At 61.8% G+C, this 19,538-nt stretch carries 16 protein-coding genes; 9 read left to right on the plus strand and 7 right to left on the minus strand.

What is annotated here, in order from left to right; genetic code table 11:
- Positions 1–36: 36 nt before the first annotated feature.
- Positions 37–3,153, minus strand: coding sequence for an efflux RND transporter permease subunit (locus tag J2X71_RS14420; protein ID WP_310382765.1), 3,117 nt, complete (start codon positions 3,151–3,153; stop codon positions 37–39).
- Complete coding sequence (locus J2X71_RS14425) at positions 3,150–4,469, minus strand: efflux RND transporter periplasmic adaptor subunit (protein ID WP_310382766.1); 1,320 nt, start codon at positions 4,467–4,469, stop codon at positions 3,150–3,152. Before J2X71_RS14425 ends, J2X71_RS14420 begins: the two co-directional genes overlap by 4 nt.
- Positions 4,470–4,765: 296 nt before the next feature.
- Here J2X71_RS14425 and J2X71_RS14430 point away from each other — a divergent pair, with 296 nt between their 5' ends.
- Positions 4,766–5,635 carry an aminoglycoside phosphotransferase family protein gene (locus tag J2X71_RS14430; RefSeq protein ID WP_310382767.1) on the plus strand — a complete coding sequence of 290 codons (870 nt, stop codon included), beginning with the start codon at positions 4,766–4,768 and terminating at the stop codon, positions 5,633–5,635.
- Positions 5,636–5,644: 9 nt separating this feature from the next.
- Here the strand turns inward: J2X71_RS14430 and J2X71_RS14435 are convergent, their stop codons facing one another.
- Positions 5,645–6,433 (minus strand): SDR family oxidoreductase, encoded by a 789-nt coding sequence (locus tag J2X71_RS14435; RefSeq protein WP_310382768.1) that lies wholly within the window; start codon positions 6,431–6,433, stop codon positions 5,645–5,647.
- Between the two features lie 255 nt (positions 6,434–6,688).
- Here J2X71_RS14435 and J2X71_RS14440 point away from each other — a divergent pair, with 255 nt between their 5' ends.
- Positions 6,689–8,353 (plus strand): electron transfer flavoprotein-ubiquinone oxidoreductase, encoded by a 1,665-nt coding sequence (locus J2X71_RS14440; protein ID WP_310382769.1) that lies wholly within the window; start codon positions 6,689–6,691, stop codon positions 8,351–8,353.
- 229 nt (positions 8,354–8,582) lie between these two features.
- Positions 8,583–9,203, plus strand: a complete 621-nt coding sequence (locus tag J2X71_RS14445; protein ID WP_029868659.1) for a L,D-transpeptidase — start codon at positions 8,583–8,585, stop codon at positions 9,201–9,203.
- Positions 9,204–9,280: 77 nt separating this feature from the next.
- Here the strand turns inward: J2X71_RS14445 and J2X71_RS14450 are convergent, their stop codons facing one another.
- Positions 9,281–10,186: a DMT family transporter gene (locus tag J2X71_RS14450; RefSeq protein WP_310382770.1), complete on the minus strand. Its 906-nt coding sequence runs from the start codon at positions 10,184–10,186 to the stop codon at positions 9,281–9,283.
- A 144-nt stretch (positions 10,187–10,330) separates the two neighbouring features.
- Here J2X71_RS14450 and J2X71_RS14455 point away from each other — a divergent pair, with 144 nt between their 5' ends.
- The 5 genes from J2X71_RS14455 (at position 10,331) to J2X71_RS14475 (ending at position 14,701) form a co-directional block, all read left to right on the plus strand.
- Positions 10,331–10,804 carry an Lrp/AsnC family transcriptional regulator gene (locus J2X71_RS14455; RefSeq protein WP_113014089.1) on the plus strand — a complete coding sequence of 158 codons (474 nt, stop codon included), beginning with the start codon at positions 10,331–10,333 and terminating at the stop codon, positions 10,802–10,804.
- A 134-nt stretch (positions 10,805–10,938) separates the two neighbouring features.
- Positions 10,939–11,871, plus strand: a complete 933-nt coding sequence (locus J2X71_RS14460) for an ABC transporter substrate-binding protein (protein WP_310382771.1) — start codon at positions 10,939–10,941, stop codon at positions 11,869–11,871.
- A gap of 6 nt (positions 11,872–11,877) precedes the next feature.
- Positions 11,878–12,891: an iron ABC transporter permease gene (locus J2X71_RS14465; protein WP_310382772.1), complete on the plus strand. Its 1,014-nt coding sequence runs from the start codon at positions 11,878–11,880 to the stop codon at positions 12,889–12,891.
- Positions 12,888–13,892 (plus strand): iron ABC transporter permease, encoded by a 1,005-nt coding sequence (locus tag J2X71_RS14470; RefSeq protein ID WP_310382773.1) that lies wholly within the window; start codon positions 12,888–12,890, stop codon positions 13,890–13,892. The genes J2X71_RS14465 and J2X71_RS14470 overlap by 4 nt, the downstream gene beginning before the upstream one ends.
- Positions 13,889–14,701: an ABC transporter ATP-binding protein gene (locus J2X71_RS14475; RefSeq protein ID WP_310382774.1), complete on the plus strand. Its 813-nt coding sequence runs from the start codon at positions 13,889–13,891 to the stop codon at positions 14,699–14,701. The genes J2X71_RS14470 and J2X71_RS14475 overlap by 4 nt, the downstream gene beginning before the upstream one ends.
- 316 nt (positions 14,702–15,017) lie before the next feature.
- On the opposite strand, the gene mgtE is transcribed toward J2X71_RS14475, so the two are convergent.
- A complete protein-coding gene (gene mgtE, locus J2X71_RS14480) occupies positions 15,018–16,391 on the minus strand; it encodes a magnesium transporter (protein ID WP_029868602.1) in 1,374 nt (457 codons plus the stop codon).
- A gap of 316 nt (positions 16,392–16,707) precedes the next feature.
- Entirely contained in the window at positions 16,708–17,721 is a 1,014-nt protein-coding gene (locus J2X71_RS14485) for a zinc-binding alcohol dehydrogenase family protein (protein WP_310382775.1), read from the minus strand.
- A gap of 104 nt (positions 17,722–17,825) precedes the next feature.
- Here J2X71_RS14485 and J2X71_RS14490 point away from each other — a divergent pair, with 104 nt between their 5' ends.
- Positions 17,826–18,227 (plus strand): helix-turn-helix domain-containing protein, encoded by a 402-nt coding sequence (locus J2X71_RS14490; RefSeq protein ID WP_310382776.1) that lies wholly within the window; start codon positions 17,826–17,828, stop codon positions 18,225–18,227.
- On the opposite strand, the gene J2X71_RS14495 is transcribed toward J2X71_RS14490, so the two are convergent.
- Complete coding sequence (locus tag J2X71_RS14495) at positions 18,195–19,427, minus strand: MFS transporter (protein WP_310382777.1); 1,233 nt, start codon at positions 19,425–19,427, stop codon at positions 18,195–18,197. The two genes, J2X71_RS14490 and J2X71_RS14495, sit on opposite strands and share 33 nt — an antisense overlap.
- Positions 19,428–19,538 lie beyond the last annotated feature (111 nt).

A 19,538-nucleotide genomic window follows, 5' to 3' on the forward strand; every position in this document is an offset into this window, starting at 1 on the left:
TGCGAAAGGGCGCCGGAAGGCGCCCTTTTTGTCTTTCTATTCCGCAGCCATCGCTCGCGTTTCCGCTGCCACATGCTCTTCCTTCTTCTCGCGGCTGAGCATGCGGTGGAGGAAATTCCCGAAGCGGTCCATCTCGACGAAGATGACAGGCGTGATGAACAGCGTCAGCATCTGCGAGACGATGAGGCCACCGACGACGGCGATGCCGAGCGGCTGGCGCAGTTCCGAGCTCGCACCCGTGCCGAGCGCGATCGGCAGGGCGCCGAGCAGGGCACAGAAAGTCGTCATCATGATCGGGCGGAAGCGTCGCACGCAGGCTTCGTGGATCGCCGCTGTCGCCTTCTCGCCTGTCGTGCGCATGGTTTCTACCGCCACGTCGATCATCATGATCGCGTTCTTCTTGACGATGCCGATCAGCATCAAGAGGCCGATGAGGGCGATGATCGACAGGTCGAAGCCCATGATCTTCAGCGCCAGCAGCGCACCGAAGGCCGCTGCCGGCAGGCCGGAGAGGATGGTCAGCGGGTGGATGAAGCTTTCATAGAGCACGCCGAGCACGACATAGATGGTCAGAACAGCGGCCAGGATCAGATAGGGCGTATTGCCCTGCGACTGCTGGAAGATCTCTGCCGTACCGCCATAGGACGTGAAGACGTCGGCCGGCATGTTGAGGTCCTTCTTGATCTGCTCGATCCTGGCCGTCGCGTCGCTGAGCGATACGCCTTCCGGCAGGTTGAAGGACACGGTGGTCGAGACGAGCTGACCCGTCTGGTTGATGGTGACAGGTCCGACCGTGCGCTCGACATGCGCAAAGTTCGACAGCGGCACCAGGCTGCCATTGGAAGAAGCGACGCGGATTTCCGAAAGCTTCTGGTCGTCCCAGGGCTTGCTCGTGTCATATTCGACGATGACGTCGTAGCTGTCGCCGGTCGACTGGATTTCCGCAGCCGCAAAGCCGCTGAAGGATTCCTGCAGCGTCGTGCGCAGCGTGTCGTTGTCGATCCCGTAGGCGGCTGCCCGCTCGGTATCGATGACGATATTGGCTTGCAGGGCGTTGTTCTGCGCATCCGAGGTCACGTCCGTGAACAGGCGGTCGGCGCGCATCGCCTGCTGGACCTTTCCTGCCCACAAGTTGGTCTGGTCGGCGTTCAGTGCCTGTATGACCAGCTGATATTGGCTGGCCGTCTGGCGCCCGCCGAAGCGCAGGCTCTGGTTCGGCGTCACGAAGGCCTGCAGGCCGGGGATCTTGTTGATCGCCGTGCGCAGCTCGCGCAGCGTCTGGTCAAGCGGTGCGCGCTGATCCTTGTCCTTCAGTTCGACGAACATCGAGCCGTTGTTCTGTGGCTTGTTGGGGTTGCCGCCGATCGTCGACATCACATGGTTGACGGCCGGGTTCGCCTTGACGATCGCGGCAGCCTGCTGCTGCAGGGCTTCCATCGCCGAATAGGAAATGTCCTGTCGCGCCTGGGTGCTGATCGTCAGGCGGCCGATATCTTCCTGCGGGAAGAAGCTCGTCGGCAGCGTCATGAAGAAATAGATCGTCAGCGCGACGGAAGCGAGGAAGATCCCGAGGATGAAGGGGCGGTGGCGAAGGCACCAGCCGACCGCATTGTCGTAACCGCGCAGCGTCCGCTCGAAACCGGCATCGAAGACGCGGATGAGGAGTGGCGGACGGCTGTGGTTGTTGGAAAGACGCGAGCCGAGCATCGGCGTCACCGTCAGCGATACGATGGCTGAAGCAATGATGGCGATCGCCACCACCATGCCGAATTCATTGAACACGCGGCCGACGACACCGCCCATCAAGAGGATCGGGATGAAGACCGCGATCAGCGACACTGACATGGAGATGATCGTGTAGCTGACTTCGCCCGCACCCTTGATGGCCGCCTCCCGCACCGGCATGCCTTCCTCGACATGCCGCAGGATATTTTCCAGCATGACGATCGCGTCGTCCACCACGAGGCCCACCGCGAGCGTCAAACCCAGCAGCGAGATATTGTCGATACTGTAGCCCAGCACATACATCATGCCGAAGGTCGAGATCAGCGACAGCGGAACGGCAAGGCCCGGAATGATCGTAGCCGTTGCATGGCCGGTGAAGAGGTAGATAACGAGAACGACGAGGCCGATCGTCAGAAGCAGCGTGAACTTGACGTCGGCGATGGCGTCGCGGATCGGCTTTGCGGCATCGTTCATGATGACCGTGTTGACCGAGGGCGGGATTTCGGCGTGGAGCTGCGGCAGCTTGGCGTTGATCGCATCCACGACATCGACCGTATTGGCATCCGGCTGGCGCTGGATGGCAAGGATGATGCCGCGCTGGCCGTCATACCAGCTGCCCGTATATTGGTTCTCGACGCTGTCCTGTACATCGGCAATATCGCCGAGATGGACCGGCGCGCCGTTCGGATTGGCGATGACGAGCGAACGGAATTGCTCGGCGTTCGTGCGCTGCGTATTCGCCGTGATGGTCATGGCCTGCGAATTGTTCTGCAGCGTGCCGACCGGCTGTTGGCTGTTGGCGGCCGCAAGCGCCTTGTTGACGGTGTCGATGCCAATGCCGCGGGTCAGCAGCTTGTTGGGATCGACTTCGACGCGCACGGCATAGGTCTGCGCACCGAAGACGCTGACCTGGGCGACACCCGGAAGCGTCGACAGCGACGGCGAAATAATGTCTTCGGCGATCTCGTCGAGCTTGCTGCGCGGCATGGTGTTGCTCTGCACCGAAAGCAGCATGATCGGCGCGTCGGCCGGGTTGGTCTTGCGGTAGCTCGGCGGTGTCGTCATGTTGTCGGGCAGCTGCCGCGTCGCATGCGAAATGGCCGCCTGCACGTCGGCGGCGGCCGCATCGATATCGCGGTTCAGGTCGAACTGCAGCACGATACTGGTGCTGCCGAGCGAGCTCGACGCGCTGATTTCGCTGATACCGGGGATCGTCTCGAACTGCTTGATCAACGGTGTCGAGACCGAAGTCGCCATCGTCTGCGGCGAGGCGCCGCTCAGCTGCGCCGAAACGTTGATGGTCGGGAAGTCGACCTGCGGCAGAGCCGCAACCGGCACGAGCCGGTAGCCCGCGAGGCCCGCCAGGATGACACCGACCGCAAGCAGCGTCGTTGCGACCGGGCGCTGAATACAGAAATTCGGGATCATTGTTCAGCCCCCACCGCAATCGTCTCGGCCTGCTGCTGCTGTTGCTGAGGCACGTCGGCGGACGCGACGTTGAGCGTCTTGTCGTCGAATTGTTCGTTGACCGCCTGCTGGTCGCTGAGCTGACCCTGGCCTTCGACGACCACATGGTCGCCCTCCGAAAGGCCTGACGCGATCGCGGTGAAGCCGCCGTTGGCGCGGGCGACGGTAACAGGCGTCAGATGCGATTTTCCGTCCTTGGCCACGAAGGCAAAGAAACCGTCGGGGCCGGGGCTGACGGCAACCGTCGGTACGACCACCTGCTGCTCGTCATTGTTGAAATGCACGACGATATTGACCGATTGGCCGGGCCACAGAGCGCCGGAGGCGTTTTCGAACTTCGCCTTGGCAAGGATCGTGCCCGATGCCGTGTCGACCGTGTTGTCGTAAAAGCTGACCTCGCCCTTGCGCACTTGCCCCTTGGTGGAATCGGGTGCCGTGCTGACCTCGACCGGACCGGAGACCAGCGCCTTCTTCAGGATCCGCAGGTAGCGCTCCTGCAGGTGGAACTTCACATAGATCGGATCGTATTTGGCGATGGTGACGATGGCCGCACCGGCATTGACGAAGGCGCCCTTGCTGAGGGCGATATCGCCGAGCCTGCCATCGAAGGGCGCACGAATATCGGTATGCTCGAGGATGACCTGGTCCGAAGCGAGCGTAGCCTTGTCGGCTTCTACGGTTGCGGCGGCAGTATCGCGGTCAGCCCTGGCCTGATCGAGGCTCTGCTGGGTGCCGGCCTTCTGGTTGAAGAGGTCTTGCGCCCGGGTCAGCGCTGTCTCGGATTCTGCAAGCGTCGCCGTATCGCGCACGATCATCGCATTGTCCTTGTTGACGGCGGCCTTGGCCGTCCGGTCGTCCAGCTTGGCGATCAGGTCGCCTTCCTTGACCGTCGCACCGTCTTCGGCCTCGATGCTGACGACGAGGCCCTGTTCCTGTGCAGCGATGGTCGTATTGTCCTCGGCATCGGCCCAACCGGTCGCCGTCACATCCATGGGCAGAGCGGCCTTCACGGCTGCCACGGTCTTGATCATGGTGGGACCACCGTTCGCACCGCGCCTGCGCCCGCCACCCTGTTGTTGACCACCCTGCTGCCCGTCGCCGCTCTGGGCCTGATCAGCCTGCGCCTGCTGATGGCCGTTGTTCTGGCCGCCCTCAGGCTTGTTGATGAACTGTGACAGATAGGGGATGCGTGAAGCATAGGGGATCTTGTCCCCGAACTGCCAGAAGCCAACCGCGGCCACGGCTACAATACAGACGGTGATCCAAAATTTCTTCATGAGCAAGACCGGTTTTGTTGGGCAGATTGCGTGATTTTCTGCGGTGATTGAGCCGCCTATATTGCGGCGCAAAAAAGACATAATCACCCCGGCGATGATCACTAACCGGTTATAATGGCTTAAATTTTCGTAATGAACATCCTGTAATATTCAAACTATTCTAATATATAATCGGGTAGGCAGCGTCCTCCGCCTTGGTGACTGCTAGCGCAGGCTGTATTGGCGAAACACTATTCGATCCGAGTTGCAGGTCTTGTGCGCGGGATAGACCCTGGAAAACGCAGAGGCAGACGGTCATGGCCGAGTTGAATGCCGGTGAATTTCGTTCACTCATCACCAACATCTTTCCGGAGCTTACGGCCTCCGTTTTCCGGCTCGCGACGAAGGGTTGGGATTCGATAGCCATCGATGTGGATGACAGGCTGATCTTCAAGTTCCCGCGCGATCTGGCCGCGGAGAGGGCACTGGTCAAAGAGGCGGCCCTTCTCGGCATCATCAGGCCGTCGCTGTCGATGGCGGTTCCCGATATGCGCATCCATGACGGCCCGCCGATCTTCTCCAGCCATGCCAAGATCCGGGGCGAACATCTCATCGCCGGCGATTACGAGCTTCTGCCGGAAGCGGCCCGCCAGCGCCTCGGCGACGACCTCGCCCGCTTCTATGCTGAACTGCATGCTCTCGATGTCGACCGCCTGCGCGCGCTCGGCGCCGGCCCGATCCTGCCCTGGCAATCACCTGACGCGGTGCGGGAAAAGGCGCTACCGCTGCTGTCGTCCGAGCTGGTAAGTTATGCAGAAAGGATTATCTGGGATTTCATTGCTTTACCGCCAGATCCTTACGGGGTCATTTATGGCTTCTTCGACGGTCATGGCTGGAATATGGCTTTCGACCATGCTGAGGGCAGGCTGAATGGCCTCTATGATTTCTCGGATTCAGGCTTCGGCCCGCTGCATCAGGAGTTCATCTATTCGAACTTCATCTCGCCCGATCTGACATCACGCATCGTCTCGGCCTACGAGACACTGACCGACCGCCGGCTCGACCGCCGGCGCATCGCTATCCTCACCGGCTTCCACCGCCTGTCGGAACTCGCAGAATTTGCAGACGATCCGACCTATGCCGGCGAGATGATCGACAGCGTCAAAGCATGGGCCGCTGCTGGATGATGCAGTTGCTCAGACGGAGCGCGCAGCACCCCCGTCGCAACGGATCAGCGATCCGGTGATGTAGCTTGCCGGCTGGCTGCAGAGGAAGGCCGCCGTTGCGGCGAATTCCTCCACCTTGCCGTACCGCCCGACCGGAATGCGTGCTTCCTTCTCCACGCGAATCTCCTCGACGCTCTTGCCGGTCCGTTTGGCGGCCGCACCGTCGAGGTCGTCGAGCCGTGCGGTGAGAATGCTGCCGGGCAGAAGCAGGTTGGTGGTGATGCCATAGCCGGCCACTTCCGATGCCAGCGTCTTGCTCCAGCCGGCAAGCGCTGGGCGCAGCGTGTTCGACAGTGCCAGATTGGCGATCGGTTCGATCACCCCTGACGAGGCGACTGTCAGGATGCGGCCCCAGCCCTGCGCCTTCATGCCGGGCAGCAGGGCGTTGGTCAGCGTGATGACGCGCGCGACCATGGAGAGAAAATAGGTTTCGAGCTTTTCCGGCGACATGTCCTCGGTCGTGCCGGGCGTCGGGCCGCCGGTATTGTTGACGAGAATATCGAGCCCGCCGAATTTCTCCTGCACGGCAGCCGTTACGCTCGCGATGAAATTGTCCTCGGAAAGGTCGGCCCAGATCCAGTCGGCCCGGCCATTTCCTTGCTCATTGATCGCCTTGCAATTGGCGTCCAGCTGCTCGCCGCTGCGCCCGCAGAGAAGAACGTTTGCCCCTTCCTGCGCCAGCGCCTTCGCAATGCCGAGCCCGAGGCCGCGCGAGGAAGCCAGTACGAGTGCGCGTTTGCCCTTGATGCCGAGATCCATGATTTCCTCCATTTCCTGTGCCCTTTCTATAGGGCGCAAGTCCCGTGAAAGAAAAGCGCGAAGACCGCTTTCACGGTACCCCAATAATTGACGTTAACGTAAGCGTCATATAATCTTCTGTGCGGAGGAACATCATTGTGCGAATTGGAGGATTGGCTGTCGCTTCCCGGCTCGACAATGTTTTCCGGTTTTGACAAGAGAATACCTCAGGAATGGGGATGAACGGCCTTGAGAGGGCCGAGCGGAGACGGATCGATGACCGAAATGACTGAGCTGCCGGAACGCGAGAGCATGGAATTCGACGTGGTGATCGTCGGCGCCGGTCCGGCCGGCCTTTCAGCCGCCATCCGCCTGAAACAGGTCAATCCGGAACTGTCGGTCGTGGTATTGGAGAAGGGTTCCGAAGTCGGCGCCCATATCCTCTCCGGCGCCGTCGTCGACCCCATCGGCATCGATCGCCTGCTTCCCGGCTGGCGCACGGAGGCCGACCACCCCTTCAAGACTGAGGTCAATGCCGATCACTTCCTGCTGCTCGGCCCCGCCGGCTCCATCCGCCTGCCGAACATCATGATGCCGCCGCTGATGAGCAATCACGGCAATTACATCGTCTCGCTCGGAAATGTCTGTCGCTGGCTGGCGACAAAGGCGGAAGAACTCGGCGTCGAGATCTATCCAGGCTTTGCCGCAACCGAAGTGCTCTACAATGACGAGGGCTCCGTCATTGGTGTCGCGACCGGCGACATGGGTATCGAGAAGAACGGCGAGCCCGGCCCGAACTATGCGCGGGGCATGGCGCTCATGGGCAAATATGTGCTTGTTGGAGAGGGCGTGCGCGGCTCGCTCGCCAAGCAGCTGATTGCCAAGTTCGATCTCTCGAGCGGCCGCCAACCCCAGAAATTCGGCATCGGCATCAAGGAACTCTGGGAGGTCAAGCCGGAAAACCACCGCCGCGGCCTGGTGCAGCACTCTTTCGGCTGGCCGCTTGATATGTCCACCGGCGGCGGCTCCTTCCTCTATCACCTGGAAGACAATCTCGTTGCCGTCGGCTTCGTCATCCACCTGAATTACAAAAATCCCTATCTCTATCCCTTCGAGGAATTCCAGCGCTTCAAGACGCATCCGGCAATCCGCGGCACTTTCGAGGGCGGCAAGCGCCTCTCCTATGGTGCGCGCGCCATCACCGAGGGCGGCTATCAGTCGGTGCCGAAGCTCTCCTTCCCGGGCGGCGCGCTGATCGGCTGTTCGGCCGGCTTCGTCAACGTGCCGCGCATCAAGGGCAGCCACAATGCCGTGCTCTCGGGCATGATGGCCGCCGACCGCCTCGCCGAGGCGATTGCTGCCGGCCGCGCCAATGACGAAGTGGTCGAGATCGAAACCGACTGGCGCAAGAGCGATATCGGCAAGGATCTGAAGCGCGTGCGCAACGTCAAGCCGCTCTGGTCGAAGTTCGGCACGGCCTTGGGCGTCGCTCTTGGCGGTCTCGACATGTGGACCAACCAGCTCTTCGGCTTCTCCTTCTTCGGCACGCTTGGTCACGGCAAGACCGATGCCGCCTCGCTGGAACCTGCTTCGCAGCACAAGAAGATCGATTATCCGAAGCCCGACGGTGTCCTGACCTTCGACCGCTTGTCCTCCGTCTTCCTGTCGAACACCAACCACGAGGAGGACCAGCCGGTCCATCTCCAGGTGAAGGACATGGCCCTGCAGAAATCGTCCGAACACGACATCTATGCCGGCCCGTCGGCGCGCTACTGTCCGGCCGGCGTCTACGAATGGGTGGAAAAGGACGGCGAAGAGACCTTCGTCATCAACGCCCAGAACTGCGTCCACTGCAAGACCTGCGATATCAAGGACCCCAACCAGAACATTAACTGGGTGCCGCCGCAGGGTGGCGAGGGGCCGGTCTATCCGAATATGTGAGGCCGGTCGGTTGTTCGGTGCCGTAAACCCGGCGCCGAAATAACCTCGGAAAAATCTTGCCGCAGATCAATATCTTGGGCTGCGAGTAGTACTAAAATCTGCGCCGAGCAATGCTCCGCCTATACCTGATAACACATTCGTTATCTCTTTCTGCCGCTCCGGTTTATCATTTCATTAACCATAATCTCCTTAGCTTGCGACATCTTCTTGACGCGTTAAGGACACATTCATGACGATCTCGCGCCGGGGCTTTCTGATCGCTCTGCCCCTATTTGTCGCCGGTTGCTCTTCGACCACTCTGAATAGCCAGACGAATTATGCCGCACTTCCGGATGAGAAATTTCCGTTGAGGCAGGTGCCGATCGATCAGATCAAGCCGGAGCTGCGCCGCACCGAAGTCACCTATGAAGGCGGCTATGCGCCGGGCACTGTCGTCGTCGATACGCCGGCACGGCGCGCCTATTATATCCTCGGTGATGGCAGGGCGATGCGCTATGGCGTCGGTGTCGGTCGCGAAGGTCTGGCCTTTGCCGGCAATGCCTATGTCGGTCGCAAGGCGGAGTGGCCGAGCTGGACGCCGACGGAAAACATGCAGCGCCGCGAGGAGCGCTATCGCAAGCTTGCCGGCGGCATGCCGGGCGGCCCGAACAATCCGCTGGGCGCGCGCGCCATGTATCTCTACCGCGGCGGCAACGATACGCATTTTCGCATCCACGGCACCAACCAGCCGCAATCGATCGGCCTCGCCATGTCGAGCGGCTGCATCCGCATGATGAACCACGATGTGATCGACCTCTACAGCCGCGTCGAAGTCGGCGCCAGGGTCGTCGTCATCCAGGCGACAGCCTGAACCAGAAGCCCGAATTATAGGCATGCAAAAGCCGCCGCAGCGGATCGCTATCGGCGGCTTTTGTTTTTGGCGAATGTTCAGCGGCGCTTGGCGGCAATGCCGGTCGAGAGCGCCACGCCGATGCCGGTGATCACGGCCGCGCTGATTTCGGCAAGACCCATCTGCTCGCCCAGCAGGAAACCCCCGCCGAGTGTCGCAAGCACCGGCGTCAGCGCGGTGAAAGCCGCAGCCTGCGTTCCGCCGAGGGTGCGCACCGCCGTGCCGTAGGCGACCATGGCAACGAGGCCGGAAAGAATGCCCTGGCTCAGAACCTGCAGGCCGATTTCCGGAAGTGGGGCCTGCGGCAGCGAGATGCCGAAGACCAGCGCAAGGGCGGCCATGATCAGGAAGGACCAGATGGCGATCAGCGCGCTGGCCTGGATGGCGGTCAGACCCGAGCGGCGGAAGGCATGCGTATAGCTTGCCCAGAGAACGGCGCCTGATGGCAGCAGCACGAAGCTCGTCCAGGGCAGGGAAGCATCGGCAAGGCTGCGCACGAGCAGGATCAGCACACCGGCGACGATCGCCACCAGCCCGGCAATGCGTGTGGCATCCGGCCGTTCGCCGAAGAGCAGAATGCCGATCAAGGCGGTGGCGAGCGGCATGGAGCCGCCGAGCAGGATACCCGACGAGGCCGCCGGTGTGGAGTGAATGGCAAGCGTCGTCACCAGGAAGAAGATCGCACCGCAGCCGGCGACCATGATTGCCAGCAGATGAAGCGGAAGGCCCTTTGGCAAGAGCCCGGTGCGTAGCCAGACCGGTGAGAGAACGAGCGCCGGAATGCCGAAGCGGATGAGGCCGATATCGATCGAACCGAGCGGCGTTGCAGCGCTGTGGCGGGTCGCGAGAAACCATGTCGACCAGATCAGCACGGTGATCGTGCCAGCGGCATAACCCAGTGTCTGCGAAGGCGATTTCTCGTTTGAAAATGCGATCGTGCTCATCGTCCTGTCCTTTCCTCCGTCCGGATGTCATCCGGTTGACAGGAAGATTAGCGCCAGAGGCCGAGGCATGTCCTTGCTATCTGTGGCTCAAAAAACGTGCTATGCGCAATGATCTGCCAATTCATGCCGATGGATTTCGCAAATATGCCAAATCTTGATAAATTCGATATTGCCATCCTGAAATGCCTGCAGGAGGATGCGCGCGCCACCAATGTCGAGATCGCCGAGAAGGTGAACCTCTCGCCATCGCCCTGCCTGCGCCGTATCCGCAACCTCGAAAAGCTCGGCGTCATCCGCCGCTACACGGCTGATATCGATCGCAAGGAGGTCGGCCTCGGCCTCACCGTTTTCGTGGAATTCAAGGTCGCCCATCACAGCCGGGAAAATTCCGAGGCCCAGCAGGCGGCACTGCTCGCCATCCCCGAAATCGTCTCCTGTTTCCTGATCTCGGGCACGGCCGATTTCCTCGCCGAAGTCGTGGTCGAAGACCTCTCGGCCTATGAGCGGCTGTTGACGGAGACACTGCTGACCCTGCCGAATGTCACCGATATCCGCTCGAATTTCGCCATCCGCAGCATCAAGACGCATGGACCACTGAAGCTGCCCGAGCGCAATTGACGCACACCTCAACAAGGCATCCCAATAAGGTGATTGTTTTTGTAAACTTTACTTGAAAAATTCACTTCACTTCTGTAGCGGGTGTCTCATCCGGTGTGAGGGCCGGTGATCATTTCAGTATGAGGACATTTGCCGTGAGCGTTTTTGATATTCCGCTGTCGCGCCGCCAGTTCGGCCTGTTGCTCTCGGCCTGTGCCGCCGCTGCCGTACCGGGCATTGCCCTTGCCGATGATGACAAGCGCACGATCAAACACGAGCTCGGCACCACCGAAATCTCCGGCAAGCCGCAGCGTGTCGTCGCCCTCGAATTCTCCTTCGTGCAGGCGCTGAATGCAGTCGATGTCGTGCCGGTTGGCATTACCGACGACAACCAGCCGAAGCGTATCGAACAGCTTCTCGGCAAGAAGATCGACTACAGCTCGGTCGGCACGCGGCTGGAGCCCAATCTTGAGCTCGTCGCCGCCCTGACGCCCGATCTCATCATTGCCGATGAACTCCGCCATTCGGCGATCTACGTACAATTGAGTGCCATTGCGCCGACCATCGTGCTGAACAGCTGGGAAGGCAGCTACGAGACTATCAAATCTTCGGTCGTGACCATCGCAGATGCCTTGGGCGAAAAGGCGAAGGGTGAACAGGCGCTTGCCGCCCATGAAGCCGTTATCGCCGGATTGGTCGCAAAGATCCCGGCCGGCGAAAAGCGCCGCTTCCTGCTCGCCGTCGCCAATCCGGATTCCATGAGCCTGCATAGCTCCTCCTCCTTCACCGGTTCCGTCTTCAAGGCCATGGGCCTGACGCCGGCGATCGATTCCAGCGATGCCGTGGAAAGCGGGGCAGGGATCGAGCGTCTCGTCGCCATCAATCCGGACGTATTTTTGGTCGCGACCGACACCGGCGCCACCGTGTTCGACCAGTGGAAGAGCAACGCCGCCTTCAACAACATTGCGGCGGTGAAGGCCGGCATGGTCTTTCAGGTCGACCGTAACCAGTTTTCCCGTTTCCGCGGGTTGACGACGGCAGAGATGATCGCCCGCGAAATCCTCGCCAAGGTCTATCAGGCCGGATAAGCGCCAATGACGACAAAAGGCGGCGCAGCCATGCGGCATGAAACCGGCAGCCCCGTGCTGCTGGCATTCTGCCTGTTGCTGGCGCTCGCCATGGTTATTCTCGCCGGCATTTCCTTCGGCGTCTCTGAGTTGCCGGTCGCCCGCGCGCTTCATCTGCTCTTCACACCCGACGGCTCGCCGGATAGCGCGCTGGTCTGGGATGTGCGCCTGCCGCGGGCAATGCTCGCCATGCTGGTCGGCGCCAATCTCGCCGTTGCCGGCGTGCTGATCCAGACGCTGACCCGCAATTCGCTCGCTTCGCCACAGACCTTCGGCATCAATGCCGGGGCCTCACTGGTCATCGTCATCTCTCTCATCGCCATGCCCGGCCTGAGTGCCGGCGGCACGGTCTGGTCGGCCTTCATTGGCGCGGCTGCCGTAGGTCTCGCCATGTGGGCGCTGTCGGTATCGGGCACCATGAACGAGATGAAGCTGGCCCTTGCTGGCATCTCCATCCAGCTCGTGCTTGCGGCACTTGTGCAGGCCATCCTGATCGCCAACAATGCCGGGCAGGATATCGTCTATTGGCTCGCCGGCTCCATCAATGGCGCGCAATGGAGCAAGGTCTGGATCATACTGCCCTTCACGCTTCTCGGCGGGGGGATCGCCCTGATCGCCGGTCGTCATTTCGGGGTGCTGGCGCTCGATGAGACCACCGGTGTTTCGCTTGGCCAGAATGCCCGGCGCGTCGGCGGCCTTGCTGCAGTGCTGATCGTCATTCTCGCCGGTTCCGCCGTCGCCGTCAGCGGCCCCATCGGCTTCATCGGTCTGCTGGTGCCCCATATCGTGCGGCGTCTCGCCGGCAACGACCAGCTGACAGTGATTGTGCTGAGCGCCGTCACCGGTCCCTTGCTGCTGACTGCCGCCGATCTCTTGGGCCGCGTCGCCGCTTTTCCGGCCGAAACCCCTGTCGGTATCGTGACGGCCCTGATCGGCGCGCCGGCTTTCGTCGCCATCCTCTGGCGGCAGAGGGCAAAATGACCAGTGCGGCCTTGCCATCGAAGAGCCTGCGTGCGGCAAGCGTATGCCTCGTCGTCGCTGTTCTCATCCTCATCATTGCCGTGCTCGGCATGACGATCGGCGCCGTCACGCTCTCGGTCGGCCAGGTGCTGGATGGTATCGCCGGCGGCAAGAGCGCCTTCATCGTCATGCAGTACCGCGCCCCGCGCGTCATCGTTTCCATCCTCGCCGGGGCCTCGCTCGGCATTGCCGGCACCTTCCTGCAAGGTGCGCTGCGCAATCCGCTGGCCTCACCCGATGTGGTGGGCATCACCAAATGGGCCGGCCTCGGCGCCTTTCTCGCCGGTCTCTTCACCCCGCCGGCCTGGGCCGTCTGGGCCATTCCATCAGGTGTCATCGCTGGCGCAGTTGCTGGCGCTTTGGTACTGCTCGCGATCGGCCGCAGCTTCGGTGGCGGCATAGCGGCATTGGCGCTCGTCGGCGTCGCGCTCGGCATGCTGGCCCAGGCGTTGATGCAATATGTCATGGTGCTCGTCCCGACCCGCGCCGACCAGTCGATGGTCTGGCTTGCCGGCAGCGTCTATGGCTCGACGATGACCGATGTGGTCGCTCTCTCGCTCTGGCTCATCGCCTGCCTGCCTTTCGTGCTGATCGCCACCATCCGGCTTGATGCCGGCGGTTTCGGCGACGATACGTTGACGAGCCTGGGTATCTCGCCCGGTCTCCTGCGCGGCGGCCTCATCGTCGTCTCGGTGCTGCTCTGCGCCGGCAGTGTCGCCGCCGTCGGCAGCATGGGCTTCCTCGGCCTGTTGTCACCGCATGCCGCCCGGCTGCTCGTCGGCCCGCGCGCCCGCCACATGGTGCCAGTAAGCGCCCTGATCGGCGCCCTGACGCTTTCCGCTGCCGATATGATCGGCCGGCTGGTGGCCTTGCCGAACGAGATCCCGGCCGGCATCGTCGCTGCCGTGATCGGCGGTCCCTATCTCATTTTCCTGCTGATCAAGGAGGCAGGCCGCCCATGACTGATGCAGGTATGATTGATGTCGCCCATTCGCGCCTCTCCGTCAAGGATCTGACGCTCGGCTATGCCGCGATCAAGGTTCTCGACCATGTCGATGTCACGATCCCCGACGGCAGGATCACTGCCCTGATCGGCGCCAACGGCTCCGGCAAATCGACGCTGCTGCGCGCGCTCGGTCGCATCATCCAGCCGCTCGGCGGCACCGTGACGCTGGACGGCAAGGCGATCGCTTCCATGCCCGGCAAGACGATTGCGCAGACGCTGGCGCTCTTACCGCAAAGCCCTGTTTCACCCGATGGTCTCACCGTGCGCCAGCTCTGCCGCTTCGGCCGCCATCCGCACAAGGGCATGCTGTCGCGCACGACGCGCCATGACGAGCAGATCGTCGAGGCATCGCTGGCCGCGACTGGCCTGACCGATCTCGCCGAGCGCCCGCTCGACCGCCTCTCCGGCGGCCAGCGCCAGCGCGCCTGGATCGCCATGGCGCTAGCGCAGGAAACGCCGATCCTGCTGCTGGACGAGCCGACGACCTATCTCGACATCGCCCATCAGCTGGAAGTTCTGGAACTGTTGAAGGAATTGAACGAGAAGAGTGGACGCACCATCGTCATGGTCGTCCACGATCTCAATCATGCCGCCCAATATGCCGACCACATCATCGCGGTCGCCGATGGCGGCATTCACGCGGCAGGCAGCCCTGCCGATCTTCTGAAGCCGGAGCTCATTCGCGCAGTCTTCGGCATCGACGCCGTCGTGATATCCCATCCCGTTGATGGGACACCACTCTGCCTCCCCTTCGTCGAACGTTAGAGCCATTCCAACAAAAATGTGCAGCGATTTTGCGTTGAGGTGATGGGATGGAGCTGTTCTTGCGCAGAGCCAGCCAGATCATTGGTAGGGTGCATAGGATGCATAACTTGCATAGGATTTTCCATACGCCGTGTGGGAAATGTCAGATGGTGACATGACAGGTGTGTATCTGGCATTTCCTATAGAGCAGTGGAAAACTGCCTATGCATCTTATGCATCCTATGCAGGCACTGAGGGCCTCGTCCGGAATTGCATCAGAACAAAGCTCTGGATGCGGATGATTTCAGGCCGACCGGCCTGAAATCTGAAGCAGGATCTACAGCAGCGTCCCGCTGAGGATCAGCAGCGCCACCGAGAAATAGATGACGAGCCCGGTCACATCGACCAGCGTGGCGACGAACGGAGCCGATGCCGTTGCCGGATCGAGCCGCAGCTTCTGCAAGATGAACGGCAGCATCGAACCCGATATGGAGCCGAAGGTGACGATACCGACCAATGCGGCAAAGACCGTCAGGCCGACCAGCTGCCAATGCGGGCCGTAATCATAGAGCCCGGCAGTCTGCCAGAAGATCACGCGCAGCAGGCCGACAAGCCCGAGAATGGCGCCGAGCACGATGCCTGTCGGCAGTTCGCGCAGCAGCACCCGCCACCAGTCCGTCAGCTTCAACTCGCCGACGGCAAGCGCCCGGATGATGAGCGAGGTCGCCTGCGAACCGGAGTTACCGCCGGAGCTCATGATCAGCGGAATGAAGAGAGTCAGCACGACGGCCTTTTCCAGCTCGCCTTCGAAATGCTGCATGGCGCTTGCCGTCAGCATTTCACCGAGGAAGAGGGCACAGAGCCAGCCCGCACGCTTGCGGATCATGCCGCCGAAGCTGATCTTCATATAGGGCTTGCCGAGCGCTTCCATACCGCCGAATTTCTGCGCGGCCTCGGTCGTATCAGCGATCATCGTGTCGATGACGTCATCGACCGTTACGATGCCGAGCACCATGCCATGGTCGTCGACGACGGGCAGTGCCAGGAGGTCGTGCTTGCGGATCAGCCGCGCGACATCTTCCTGCTTCATCAGCGCATTGGCCGAAACCGGCGTGCCCTTCTGGGCAACAGAAAGGATCGAGGCATCGGGCTCGCCGGTGATGAGGCGGCGCAGCGTGACCACATGCAGCAGCGCGCCGGAATTATGATCCAGCACATAGATCGCATAGACGGTTTCGCGCGAGCGTTCGACCTGCCGGACATGGTCCAGCGTCTGAGCGATCGTCCAGTCATCGGGCACGCTGACGAATTCCGTCGTCATGATGCTGCCGGCCGTGCGCGGCGGATAGCCCATCAGGTGCTGGATGGCGATGCGGACGGGTTCTTCCAGGCTGGAGAACAGGCGTACGCGGTCATCGATGTCGAGTTCCAGCAGGACGTCGGCGACGCGGTCGTTCGACATGCCGTGCAGCAGCCGGGCCGAATCCGCACTGTCCATCAGCGCCAGAATGGCCGGTGCGTTGCGCAGCTCCGGACGGTCGAGAATGTTGACGGCATATTCCTGCGGCATCCGCGAGAGGATGCGGCCGGCTTCAGCCGGGGCAAGCCCGTTCAGCGATTCCACGCGCTCGGCGATGGACGCAACACGGCTGTTATTCATGAACGCACGGGCGGCATAGCCGGCCCGCAGAGGGAAGCGATTGATATTCATTGGCTCGCCTTTCCGTCGATCCGCCGTAGCGTCCGATCGGGCGAGCCCGGAGCAACCAGGTCAGCGCACGAAGGCCGCGTACGGCAAAGGCAATCGACTGCTACTGTCGCTTGGCATCGTGATGATGGCTCCGTTGATATCCGTGCACGACGTACGTCATCCACGTGTCACACTAGGTGGTCTCGAATGCGGAAAAAGTCAAGCTACTTAAATGCTTAACGCCAGAATGCCGCACCCTCGGCGCGGCATTATAGGTCAGCATCCTTTACGCAATATTTCGAGCGTCGGAAAAGGCGGATTTTCGACCTCGAAAACCTCAGAACCCGGCGAGGACGACCTTGCCCTTCATCTTGCCGCTTTCGACCATGGCATGCGCCTTTTTCAGGTTCGTGGCGTTGATCGCGCCGACGGTTTCCGACAGCGTCGTGCGGATTTTGCCGGCATCGACGAGCTCGGAAATCTTGTTGAGGATCTTGTGCTGCTCGATCATGTCGGGCGTGCCGAAAAGCGGGCGGGTGAACATCAGCTCCCAGTGAACCGAAGCCGCCTTGCGCTTGAAGGGAACGACATCGAAGGTCTTGGGATCGTCGATCAGTGCGAAACGGCCCTGCGGCGCAAGCGCCTCCACGATGTCGGCGACATGCTTGTCCGTATTCGTGGTGGAAAAGATGAAGCCCAGCGCGCCGATGCCGAGGGAGGCGACCTGCGGCGCGATCGGCCGCGAGTGGTCGATGACGTGATGGGCGCCGAGTTCTTTCACCCAGTCCTGAGTTTCCGGACGCGAGGCCGTGGCGATGACCGTCAGATCCGTTAGCACACGCGCAATCTGGATGGCGATCGAGCCGACACCGCCGGCGCCGCCGATGATGAGCACGGCAGGGGCCGCGCCCGGCACGGGATCGGTGACGCGCAGGCGGTCGAACAAGGCTTCGTAAGCGGTGATGGATGTCAGCGGCAGGGCGGCCGCAGCGGCGAAGTCGAGAGTCTTCGGTTTCCTGCCGACGATGCGTTCGTCGACGAGCTGGAACTCGGCATTCGAGCCGGGGCGATTGATGACACCGGAATAGAAGACCTCATCGCCTGGCGTAAACAGCGTCACATCGGAACCGACGGCCTTGACGATGCCGGCGGCATCGAAGCCGAGCACCTTTAGCTCATCGGCGGGCGGCGCCATGTTGGCGCGCACCTTCACATCGACGGGGTTGACGGAGACGGCCTTGATCTCGACGAGCAGGTCATGGCCCTTGGCCTCGGGCGTCGGTAGTTCGACATCGATCAGCGAGGTTTCGGCGGCGATGGGCTGTGGGGTCTTGTAAGCGACGGCGCGCATCTTGGTAACTCCTGTGTCTGTTGTACGAGAGCTAGATGCGACCTATGTTCCGGCAACGCAAGAATGCACAAATTCTGTACGTAGTACCAAAAAGGATACTGTAAATGTCACGCCCGCGCGCCAAACTGGTCGAGAATTTCCCCGGGTGCCCGGTGGAGGCGACGCTGACCTATCTCGATGGAAAGTGGAAGGGCGTGATCCTTTTCCACCTGATGGACAGGACTTTGCGCTTCAACGAGCTGAGGCGTAACCTGCCGGCGATAACCCAGCGCATGCTGACGAAGCAGCTGCGCGAGTTGGAAGAGTCCGGCCTGATCTCACGAACAGTTTACCCGGTCGTGCCGCCGCGCGTCGAATATGCGCTGACGCCGCTCGGCTCGACGCTGAAACCGGTCATCCGGGCGCTTGCAGCCTGGGGCGATGAATTCGTCTTCTGCAGCCCCGAGGGACGGGAGCTGCGTATCGCAAAGGCGCTAAGCGCTCCGGCTGCGGCGCTCCAGGCGTAGCGACGCTGCAAAGACGAAGAGGCCGAGGAAGGACAGCACGGCGCCGACATAGCCGGTTGCCGCAAAGCCATAACCCGCGGCAATGACGAGGCCGCCGAGCCACGCGCCGAGCGCGTTGGCGATGTTGAAGGCCGAGTGGTTGGAGGCGGCGGCAAGCGTCTGCGCATCGGCCGCGACATCCATCAGCCGCGTCTGCAGCGCCGGGCCTGCCGCAAAACCGCAGCCGACGAGGAAGACGCAGAGCCCGAGCATGTAGGGGTTCGAGGCAGTCAGCGAGAACATCGTCAGCACGACGATGTTATAGACCAGCGAGCCGCCGATCGTGCCGAGCAGTGACTTGTCCGCCAGCCAGGAGCCGATGACATTGCCGGCATTCATGCCGACGCCGAACAGCACGAGCATGAGCGCAACGGCCGTTTCCGGCAGCATCGCCACCTGCGTCGTCGTCGAGGCGATATAGCTGAACATGGCAAACATGCCGCCATAACCGACAGCGGCAATGGCAAGCGTCAGCAGGATTTGCGGACGACGGAAGGCGCTGAGTTCGCGGAGCGCACTTGCCCCTTCGGCGACCTTGTCGTGCGGCACGTAAAACCAGATGAGCGCGACCGTCACGAAACCGATGATGCCGACGGTCAGGAAGGCGACCTGCCAGTCGAGCGCCTGGCCGAAGAAGGTCGTCAGCGGCGTGCCGAGCAGGGTTGCGACCGTTAGGCCGAGCATGACACGGCCGACGGCCCGTGCGCGGCGATGCACCGGCACCATGGAAGCGGCGACGAGCGCTGCCACGCCGAAATAGGCGCCATGCGGCAGGCCGGTGATGAAACGCAGCACCGCGAAGCTCTCGAAGGTCGGTGCGACGGCGCTGAGGATGTTGCCGACCGCAAAGAGCAGCATGAGGCAGAGCAGCAGCGTGCGCCGCGCCATCTTGGCGGCGAGCACGGCAATGACGGGCGCGCCGATCACCACGCCGAGCGCATAGGCGCTGATGACATAACCTGCCTGCGGGGTCGTGACCGAGAAAGTATCCGCCACATTCGGCAGCAGGCCCATGATCGCGAATTCGCCTGTACCGATACCGAAGCCGCCGGCGGCGAGCGCCAGCTGCACCAGTGCGACGGTCATGGCCGAGGGAAGCGCTGCCTCCGGCCCGGAATCGACAGAATCATCGATGGAATCGTTGACGGCAACCTGGCTCACGGGCGGTCCTCGGAGGATCTAAGCTTGGCGACGGCCGCTGGCGGGACGCGCAGGGCCGGTCATTTGCAATTGGTGGGCAGAAATGGCGGGGGGCGGAGATATGATCTCCAA

It is taken from the genome of Rhizobium sp. 1399 (assembly GCF_031455475.1).
In the GTDB taxonomy this organism is placed as follows: domain Bacteria; phylum Pseudomonadota; class Alphaproteobacteria; order Rhizobiales; family Rhizobiaceae; genus Rhizobium.